This is a genomic window from Mucilaginibacter sp. P5_A4 (assembly GCF_056400605.1).
In genome coordinates, this window is record NZ_JBFUKX010000131.1 from 1 (window position 1) to 1,491 (window position 1,491).

General features: G+C 42.7%; 2 protein-coding genes. Both read right to left on the bottom strand.

Annotation, left to right across the window (positions count from 1 at the left end):
- Positions 1-230: 230 nt before the first annotated feature.
- Positions 231-1,130, bottom strand: a complete 900-nt coding sequence (locus AC1DQW_RS27595; protein WP_477457004.1) for an IS3 family transposase — start codon at positions 1,128-1,130, stop codon at positions 231-233.
- Positions 1,127-1,450: a hypothetical protein gene (locus AC1DQW_RS27600; protein WP_477457005.1), complete on the bottom strand. Its 324-nt coding sequence runs from the start codon at positions 1,448-1,450 to the stop codon at positions 1,127-1,129. Before AC1DQW_RS27600 ends, AC1DQW_RS27595 begins: the two co-directional genes overlap by 4 nt.
- Positions 1,451-1,491 lie beyond the last annotated feature (41 nt).

A 1,491-nucleotide genomic window follows, 5' to 3' on the forward strand; every position in this document is an offset into this window, starting at 1 on the left:
TGTCTCGTCCTGAAAAAAGTTTACACTTTTACTGATTAGTACGGTGTTTAGTTTACACTTTATTTTAGTCCTGAATAGGGTTTACCATTTTCTAAAGATAAAGAATAATTGTTGTGGCTTGCTTGTCGTGTTGGAATGTGGGAAACTCCTTCAGTTTTCCATATTTCAATGCGTTTTTCTTTTTTTGCTTCTTTTTTTCTTTTTGCAGCCTCCTTTCTTTTTGTTGAAAACTACGATACCGGGCTTTTGCGGGTTCTGTTAAACCAGCTCTTCCACCGGCGTTTGATCGGACCTGTTTGCTTGTGTGCCTTGTCGGGAGTCATCATATCGATACTGCTATGCGGCCTGACCCGGTTGTAGGTGTCGATTGCGGTTACTACAGACTGTTGTGCCTTTTTAATATCAGGATACACTCGCTCAAGCAATTCCTGTTTAAGTATGCCGTTTACTCTTTCTGCAATGGCATTATCTCTGGGATCACCGCTTTGTGTCATGCTGATATTGATAGTATCCGATTTTAATAAACTGATATAGCCGTCGGAGCAATATTGTGAGCCACGGTCTGAATGATGGATCAGAGGAGCATCGCTCAATCTGTTTTTAAGGGCCATTTTCAGCGCTATAACGGGACCATCTGCCGAGAGATCATTGTTCATACAAAAGCCTACCACCTTCCGGCTATAAGCATCCGTAACCAGGCTAAGATAAGCAAACGTGCTCTTTTCCAGATGTATATAAGTAATGTCACTCACCCATAGCTCATCTGCCCGGCTTAATTTGATGTTCCTGATCAGGTCAGGATACTTCTTCATCCAGTGATTGGAATCCGTTGTACGGGGTCGATTTCGTCTTCGTTTATTCAGCAGGCCGTTTGCCCGCAGCAGGTCAAAAAGCAGATCTCTGCCAATAGAAATCCGGTGATCTGCTATAAATGACTCCATCATTTCATATAGCTTCCGGCCACCAAGCCTGGGTTGAAGGATGCGGTGAAAAACAATCTGCCCGATCAGCAGATCCTCTTCCAATGCTTTTTTAACGAACGATTTTTGATATTGATAATACGCCTGTGGCGAATGACCAAGCAGTCTGCAAAGCTCACGAAGACCGCGTGAGCGGCTTTGCATTTTCATTTGGACGGCCTGGTGCCATGTTTTTTTCGCAGGTCAATGCCGAGCTCCTTGCTGGATATATCAATCATCAAATCCTGTAGTTCTATCTTTAAACGGGCTTTACGCAATTCCTCCTTCAGTAACTTTATGTCGTCTGGTAACGCTAACTCTTCCACTACCTCTGCTTTGATTACTGCCGGTTTTTTCTGCTTCTTTTGCTTTGACATCACCATCCGGTGGATCTGAGTGCGGGATATTCCATACTTTGATGCTAAAGTACGATAACTTAAATCGCCTACATTACGGTCTTCAAGAATCAATTTTGCTAATTTCTCATCCATGTTTGTTTACTTAATGTGTAAACCTATTTCAGGACAAGACA